Source organism: Nonomuraea aridisoli, assembly GCF_003236395.1.
In the GTDB taxonomy this organism is placed as follows: Bacteria; Actinomycetota; Actinomycetes; order Streptosporangiales; family Streptosporangiaceae; genus Nonomuraea; species Nonomuraea aridisoli.
Window position 1 is genome coordinate 1 of the sequence record NZ_POUD01000370.1, and the last position, 7,574, is coordinate 7,574.

Annotated in this window: 7 protein-coding genes; 6 read left to right on the forward strand and 1 reads right to left on the reverse strand. The window is 74.2% G+C overall.

Annotated elements, in window-relative coordinates:
• Both C1J01_RS44175 and C1J01_RS44180 read left to right on the forward strand, forming a co-directional pair.
• Positions 1-901 (forward strand): hypothetical protein (locus C1J01_RS44175; RefSeq protein WP_220040422.1); only part of this gene is annotated, 901 nt, incomplete at its 5' end.
• Positions 902-920: 19 nt separating this feature from the next.
• On the forward strand, positions 921-1,541 hold the full coding sequence (locus tag C1J01_RS44180) for a TetR/AcrR family transcriptional regulator (RefSeq protein WP_111184994.1): 621 nt from the start codon (positions 921-923) through the stop codon (positions 1,539-1,541).
• A 43-nt stretch (positions 1,542-1,584) separates the two neighbouring features.
• On the opposite strand, the gene C1J01_RS44185 is transcribed toward C1J01_RS44180, so the two are convergent.
• The gene (locus C1J01_RS44185) at positions 1,585-4,602 is read right to left on the reverse strand and encodes a S8 family serine peptidase (RefSeq protein ID WP_235855074.1); all 3,018 of its coding nucleotides are present in this window, start codon (positions 4,600-4,602) and stop codon (positions 1,585-1,587) included.
• A 266-nt stretch (positions 4,603-4,868) separates the two neighbouring features.
• On the opposite strand from C1J01_RS44185, the gene C1J01_RS44190 reads away from it, so the two are divergent.
• The 4 genes from C1J01_RS44190 to C1J01_RS53900 all read left to right on the forward strand — a co-directional run.
• Positions 4,869-5,687 (forward strand): TIGR02452 family protein, encoded by an 819-nt coding sequence (locus tag C1J01_RS44190; RefSeq protein ID WP_111184991.1) that lies wholly within the window; start codon positions 4,869-4,871, stop codon positions 5,685-5,687.
• A gap of 170 nt (positions 5,688-5,857) precedes the next feature.
• Positions 5,858-6,310, forward strand: a complete 453-nt coding sequence (locus C1J01_RS44195) for a hypothetical protein (protein ID WP_111184992.1) — start codon at positions 5,858-5,860, stop codon at positions 6,308-6,310.
• Positions 6,311-6,694: 384 nt separating this feature from the next.
• A complete protein-coding gene (locus C1J01_RS44200) occupies positions 6,695-7,324 on the forward strand; it encodes an RNA polymerase sigma factor (RefSeq protein ID WP_235855075.1) in 630 nt (209 codons plus the stop codon).
• 107 nt (positions 7,325-7,431) lie between these two features.
• Positions 7,432-7,574 (forward strand): anti-sigma factor family protein (locus C1J01_RS53900; protein WP_369122771.1); only part of this gene is annotated, 143 nt, incomplete at its 3' end.

Consider the following 7,574-nt stretch of genomic DNA (forward strand, 5'->3'; position numbering starts at 1 on the left):
GGGGTGGCCTGCCTGGTGGTGGGCGTTGGTGAGCGGGGTCGTGCTGGCGGTCGCCGGGGTCGCGGCGGCCGCGGTCGCGCTCGGCCCGGTGCTCCTCGGCTACGACAGCGCCTTCCTCGGCATGGACCGGCACGCCCTGCACGCCGTCAACCACCGGCTGGTGCCCTTCCTGCGCCACGACCGGATCACGCTGGCGGGCGCCATGGTGGCCGTCGGCGTCCTCTACGCGGGCCTGGCCGTCGGAGGCATGCGCCGGGGCCGGCCGTGGGCGCGGGAGGCGTACCTGGTCTCAGGGGCGATCGGGTTCGCCGCCGTGTCCTACCTCTTCGTCCACGGGTACGTCGAGCCGCTGCACGCGGCGCTGACCGTCGTCGTCCTCCCGATGTTCCTGCTCGCGGTACGCAAGCCGCCCGAGCCCCCGGCGTGGACGCACCGCCCGGAGGGACCGGATCGCGAACGCCGCCGGGCGCTGACCGGTCAGCTCCTGATGGTGGTCACAGGGCTCGGGCTGCTGGCCGGCGGCGTGGCGGTGTCGGCCGTCGGCCTGACCGACGTCTTCGTACCGAGTGATCTGCACTTCCTCGGCACCGGGCCGGAGGCGTTGCGCGCGGCCGGGACGCGGCTGCTGCCGTTCATCGCCCACGACAGGGCGGGCTTCGGCGGCGCGCTGACCGCGGCCGCCGCCGCGATCACCCTGCTCAGCGCGTGGGGCTGGCGGCGCGGCGAGGCGTGGGTGTGGTGGTCGCTGACGTTCGCCGCCGTCGCCGGGTTCGGGCCCGCGCTCGCCGTCCACCTGGCCATCGGGTACCTGGACCTCTGGCACCTGGCGCCCGTCGGCTGCGGGGTGATCCTCACCGTGACGGCCCTGACGCTCTCACGCCCGTACCTGTGCGCCCGGTGACGGCACGATGATGGTCGGCATGGCCGACACCCGACAACGCCTGATCGACGGTGCGATCGAGACCCTCCGCGAACGCGGCATCACCGGCACGTCCGCGCGCACGATCGCCGCCGCCGCTGGCGTCAACCAGGCGCTCGTGTTCTACCACTTCGGCAGCGTGCCGGAGCTGATCAGACAGGCGTGCCTGACGGCCACCGAGGCGCGGGTCGGCCCCTTCGTCGCCCGCATGGAGCAGGTCACGAGCCTGCGGGAGCTGCTCGACCTGGGCCGCGACCTGCACGCGGGGGAACGCGCCGCCGGCAACGTCACCGTGCTCGCGCAGGCCCTGGCCGGCGCGCAGGCCGACCCGGTGCTGGCCGAGGCCACCGCGGACGCGCTGCGGTTGTGGATCGTCCCGCTGGAGCGGACGCTCGACCGGCTGCTGTCCGGATCGCCGGTCGCCGAGCTGGCCGACGTTCCCGGCCTGGCACGGATGGTCGCGGCGGCGTTCATCGGCCTGGAGCTGTTCGAGGGCGCGGACCCGGAGGGCGCGCGGGCGGCGCTCGACGCGCTCGAACGCCTCGCCCTGGTGGCGGAGGTGATCGACGACCTCGGCCCGGTCGCCCGCCGCGCCCTGCGCGCCAGACTCCGCCGGCTCTGACGCGTGCGGGCCCGCCCCCGCGCGGGGTGCGGGCCCGAGGCGTCTAGTGTCCGGGCACGACCACGGACACGGTGACGGGGAAGGCCGGGTTGCGCCCGCTGGCCGAGCGCACCATCAGCACGCCGGTCCGTACGCCGCCGGGCTCCATGCCCGCGCTGGACGCGGTGACCCGTACCGTCGCCGACCCGCCCGCCGCGATCTCACCGCGCACGGGGTTCACGCTCAGCCAGCCGGCCTGCCCGGGATCGACCTCGATCGTGTACGCCGCGTCCGCGCCCGCGTTGGCCAGCCTCAGCTTGTGCGTCCTGGTGGCGGAGGCCGGCACGACCAGGGTGAGGCGGTCGGTGGCCGCCGTCACCAGGCCGGTGGTGAGCGCGGCGTCCAGCACCGTGCGACCGCCCGCCTCGACGGTGACGTCCCGGGTGAGAGCGCCGTAGTTCTCCGCCGAGACCCGGAGCCGCTGCTCGCCCGCGGGCGCCTGCCCGGTGAACGTGCCGTCCGCCCCGGTGGTGAAGGAGGCCCCGCCCACCTCGACGCTCGCCCCGGCCACCGGCTCGCCGTCGTTGGCGTCGGTGACGGTGCCGGTCACCACGCCGTGCCGCCGCGCGGCGAAGGCCAGGCTCCGGCCGTCGGCGACGGCGGCCACGCCGAAGGAGTACTGCAGCGCGTCCGTGCCGTCGGCGTTCTCGATGCCGATCGTGGCGCTCTCGCCCGCCGCGCGCGAGGTCGCGATCCCGCGGTAGCGGAACCCGATCGAGCCGTCCTCGCCCAGCAGGGCCTCGAACGAGAACCACTCGTCGGCGTTGTAGAAGCGCGCGTTGCGCCACTCGATGACGAACGTGCGGTTCGGCGCGGTCCCAAGCGTGGCGGTGTAGAGGCCGCCCCGGTCGTCCAGGGCCAGATCGTCCCAGTACGGGTAGATGCCGGCGTTGGGCGCGCCCGCCGTCGGCAGCGGGTAGTTGTTCGGGTACGACCACTTCTCGCCGAACGCCAGGAACCCGTTCGTGCTGAGCATGCCGCTGGTGTACGTCCTGCCGTAGAACGGGAAGGCGAACGGCAGCTCGACCGTCTGGAACTCGTCGTCGCCGGTGAGCGGCTGCTTCTCGGTGGCCTCGACGTACGCCTCCGTGCCGCTGCGGCAGGTGTGGCCGAAGTCGTCGGCGTTGGGGGGCAGCTCGACGTCCTCGGTCGTGGTGCCGGTCACCGTGATCGGCGTGGTGGCCGCGTGCGCGCACCGCGAAGCCGGTGTGACCTCGAGGTCGTACGTCCGGTGCGGGAGCGAGATCGCGTAGTGGCCGGCGGCGTCGGTGACGGTCGTGACCGGGGTGCCGGGCACGCTCACCGTGGCGCCCTCCTCGGGCGCGCCCGCGCTGCTGACCGTGCCCGTCACCGGGCTCATCGCCTGCGGCGTCAGCGTCAGGTCGGCGGTGGCCGTGCCGTTGTCGGTGACGGTGGCCGTGGCGGTCGCGTCGTCGTAGCCGAACTTCGTGACGGTGATCCGGTAGTCGCCGCTCAGCAGGCGCGGCAGCGTGTACGTCCCGTCCGGGCCCGTCGGCACCGTACGGCTGAGCGCCCCGGACACGTTCACCGTGGCGCCGGCCAGCGGCGCGCCTTCCGAGGTCACCGTGCCGGTCAGGGTGCCCAGCTCGCCGGCCGGCGTCGCCTTGACCGCCGCGTACGCGTCCAGCCTGCCCTCGCCCCAGACGAGGTTGTCGGCGGCAGTGCCGCCGCAGGAGGTGTCGTCCACGTCGGAGGCGGTGCCGTCGAGCAGCGCCCGCGTCGCCTCCACGTCGTGGCGCAGGGCGGGCGAGGCCGACCACATCAGCGCCACCGTGGCCGCGACGTGCGGGCTGGCCATCGAGGTGCCGCTCTTGACCCCGTACGCGTCGCCGGGCAGGGCCGAGCGCACGTCCACGCCCGGTGCGGCGATGTTGGGCTTGAGCTCGCCGTCCTCGCCGGGGCCGCGCGACGACTCCGGCATGATCCGGCCGTTCACGTCGAACGCGCCCGCGCTGTAGGAGGCGGTGTAGCCGCCCGGCGAGCCGGTGGTGCCGCACGCCGGGCCCGCGTTGCCGTTGGAGAAGGCCGGGAAGATGCCGGCGGCGACCCACGCCTCGACGATCTCCTTGTACCAGAGGTTCAGGCCGGCGCCGCCCCAGGAGTTGTTGACGATGTCCGGCGCGAGGTCGGGGCGCGGGTCGCGGTTCTCCAGGTCGGTGGGGGCGAGGATCCACTGACCGGCCGCGAGCAGCGCGTAGTCGGGGCAGCCGGTGGTGGCGCACGCCTTCGCGGTGATCCACTTGGCGCCGGGCGCGACGCCGATGCCGTCGGCGCCGGCCATGGTGCCCATGGTGTGCGTGCCGTGGCCGCGGTCGTCGCAGGGGGTGTCGCCGGGGCACGAGCCCGTCGCGTCGTACCAGTTGTAGGCGTGGTCCGCGGTGCCGTCGGGCAGGGTGCCCCGGTAGCTCGCCTTCAGCGCGGGGTGGTCCCACTGCACGCCGGTGTCGAGGCTGGCGATGACGACGCCCTCGCCGCGGTCGCCGAGCTCGTCCCAGACCTTGGGGGCGTTGACGCGGTCGACGTTCCACTCGACGGCGCCGGCCGCGGCCCGGGCGACGCCCGGCTTCGGCTCCGGCAGGCCGGCCGTCCGGTCGGGGGTGATCTCCGCGACCTCGGGCAGCTCGGCGATCTCGGCCGCCAGGCCGGCGTCGCCCGTCACCCGGATCGTGTTGACGATCCAGTACGGCGTGAAGCCGGCGCCCGCCGCCTTGAGCAGCTTGCGCAGCCGGGCCTGCGAGGCGGCGGCCGTCTCGGTCTTCAGCCGGTAGACCTGCCGGCCCTTGTCGGCCTTGGTCTTCGCGGCACGCGCCGCCCGCAGGTCGGCCTCGTCCTTCAGCCGTACCCAGAAGGTGGCCTTGTCGTCGGCGGACAGGTCGGCCGCGACCGCCTGGTCGATCTTGCCGGCGCCGGGCGGGTCCTGGGCGTACGCGGGGGTCTGGGTGGCGAGGAGGGCGAGGACGGTTCCCGCCAGGAGCCATCGCCGGGGGTGCGAAAGGGACACACGATCTCCATGGGGAGGTTTGTGGGATCTTGTGAGCCCACCGCGGAGCATCTTTGGTGGATCATGTGCTTTTCGCAAGAGCCCGGACCCCGCCTCGCGGGACCTCTCTCAGGCACGGAAAAGGGCGTTGAGCTGGGGTTTTCAGGGTGGATGAGACGGTTCGGGCGGTCGGTGGCGAGTTCCGGTCAGGTGTCCGGAACCCGACATGATTCGACATCGGAAAACCAGTGGGGCGGCGGGGCGGAGCCGGTTTAGCATGCGGGCCCGTGAGCACGAGACTGCGCGCGATCGCGGCGGCCAACGCCGACATCGCCGCCACAGGCGCGTACACCACGCCCGAAGGGGTCGAGGTCGTCGTGGGCCCAGCCCTGGAGGCGGCGCTCGCGGGCACCGTGAGCCACGCGCCCGGCGACCCCGTCGAGCCGCCCGCGCCACGCCCCGGCGTCCGCACGACGTTCGAGGTGACCCCGGAGGGCAGCCTCCAGGCCGCGCGGCGGCTCCACCTCGACGGCGCCGGCCACATCGCGGTGCTCAACTTCGCCTCGGCCCGCAACCCCGGCGGCGGCTACCTCGGCGGAGCCAAGGCGCAGGAGGAGGACCTGTGCCGCCACTCCTTGCTGTACTTCTGCCTCCTGCGGGCGCCCGACTACTACGCCGCCCACCGCGCCTCGCCCGACCTCCTCTACAGCCACCGCGTCATCTGGTCGCCCGGCGTGCCCGTGCACCGGGGCAACGGCGGCGGGCTGGTCGCCGACCCGTTCCCGGTGTCGTTCCTGACCTCACCGGCGCCCAACGCGGGCGAGGTGCTGCGCCGCGACCCCGGCCGGCGCGAGGAGATCCGCCGCGCGCTGCACGAGCGCGCCGGGCGCGTGCTCGGCGTCGCCGCCCGCCACGGCGCGCGCCGGCTCGTCCTCGGCGCGTGGGGCTGCGGGGTCTTCCGCAACGATCCCCGCGAGGTCGCCGCGGCCTTCCACGAGCACCTCACGGGCGCGTACGCGACGGCGTTCGACCAGGTCGTGTTCGCCGTCTGGGATCGCGCGAAGGAGTCGGCCAACCGGGCCGCCTTCACCGAACGTGTCGCGTGACCTCGGCAAGGGGTGGATGCGGTGTGCCGTTTGATCTAGCCTGAACAGGCGAGGGGAGTACTTCCCAAGAGCCGGCCCGGTCAGTACGGACGTCCCGCGCGTCCCCGGACGGCCGCCCCATGGGGGTGAAGGAGACCTCGAACGGTCCGAGCGTTCGAGGGAGGCTCCCCATGCCCGCGGGCACACTCTCGCATGCCGTCGAGCTGGACGGCGTCGCCGCCCCCGCCTGGTGGGCGGTCGCGGCGTCGATGCTGCTGGTGATCGGCCTCGTCCTGACCCGCCTGACCCGCCGCGCCCGCCGCCGAGCGGCCGCGCGAGCCCGTGCGGGCCGCGTCCCGGAGGCCCGTAAGTCCTGGTCCGCCGCCGTCCACGTCCCCGAGGAGGACGGGGAGGTGCGTGCGGAGCGGGTGGAGGAGGACTGGGAGTCCCGAGAGGTCCGCGAGGCGGTCAGGGCCGTGGAGACGTGGCGTCCCCCCGAGCCCGCCGATCGCCGCGGATCACCGGGCTTCCCCGACCGGCCCCGGCCTTCTCCGGGCTCACGCGACCTCCGCGACGGACCGCGCGGGCCGGCGCGTGAACGGGGAGCCGCCGGCCGCCACGGCCCTGGACCGCCCTCCGCCTGACCCGCACGTCCGGGCGGCGCCGCCGGGGACCGCCCCGGCTCCCGCCCGATCGGCGGTACGAGCGCCCGTCCACCCGCGGCCGACGATGTCCGCGGAGTGGCGGGGGATCACCCGCCGCCCACGGCCGAAGGCGTCCGTGGGCGGCGGGTAGGGGAACGCTCGCCCTCGCGGCCGACGATGTCCGCGGGGGCGAGCCAGGGCCCGCGCGAACCGCCCGGCGCAGGCGGGGAATCCGCTCGGGGGTGGCTACGGATCGCCAGGAGGGGAAAACGTCACCATGAGGGATTACCGTGAGCGGGGTGTCGTCCCGCCGCGGGGGCGGTGCCGGGGTCCGGCTCCGTCCCTGGGGTGAGGTCCTTGCGTCCGACCGGAGGGGAAGCGATCGTGGGGTCTTTCGCGGGTGACGTGCTGCCCCCGGATGACGTCGTCGTCACGGCCCTGCGAGCCGGCGATGAGACGATGTTCGCCGCGCTGCTCGACACCTGGTCCCACGGCATGCTGCGGGTGGCCAGGTCCTACGTGTCCACCGACCACTCCGCCGAGGAGGTCGTCCAGGACACCTGGCTGGCGGTGATCGACGGCATCGACGGGTTCGAAGGGCGTTCCTCGGTCAAGACGTGGGTCTACCGCATCCTGGTCAACACCGCGAAGAAACGCGGCCTGCGCGAGAGCCGCACCCTGCCGTGGAGCGCGTTCGAGCAGGACGGCCAGGCGACCGGCGGCCACGGCCCGCCGCCGGGCGGCCGGGCCGAGTTCACCGCCGCCTGGCCGACGCCCGAGGGGGAGGCGCTGGCCGCGGAGGTGCGGGAGCTCATCGCCGAGGCCCTGGGCAGGCTGCCGCCCCGCCAGCGCGTCGTGATCACCCTGCGCGACGTGGAGGGCTGCACCTCCGACGAGGTCTGCGACATCCTGGAGATCTCGGCGGCCAACCAGCGGGTGCTGCTCCACCGGGCGCGGGCGACCGTGCGCGGACGGCTGGCGAGCTACTACGAGTCGGTGAAACAGCCGGATTGACGTCGGATCGCGCCGTCCGGCTCATTCAGCGGCACAATAAGTGAAACGGTTCATCTCGAAGGCAAAGGGCGGTCAACGTCGTGAAGCGGTTCACCTGCGACGAACTGGTGGAACACCTCACCGCCTACCTTGACGACGCCCTCGACACGCCCGCCCGCGACGCCGTGCGCGCCCACCTGTCCTGCTGCGAGGGCTGCGGCCGCTACTTCGACCAGTACCGCGCCACCATCCGCGCCCTCGGCGACCAGCC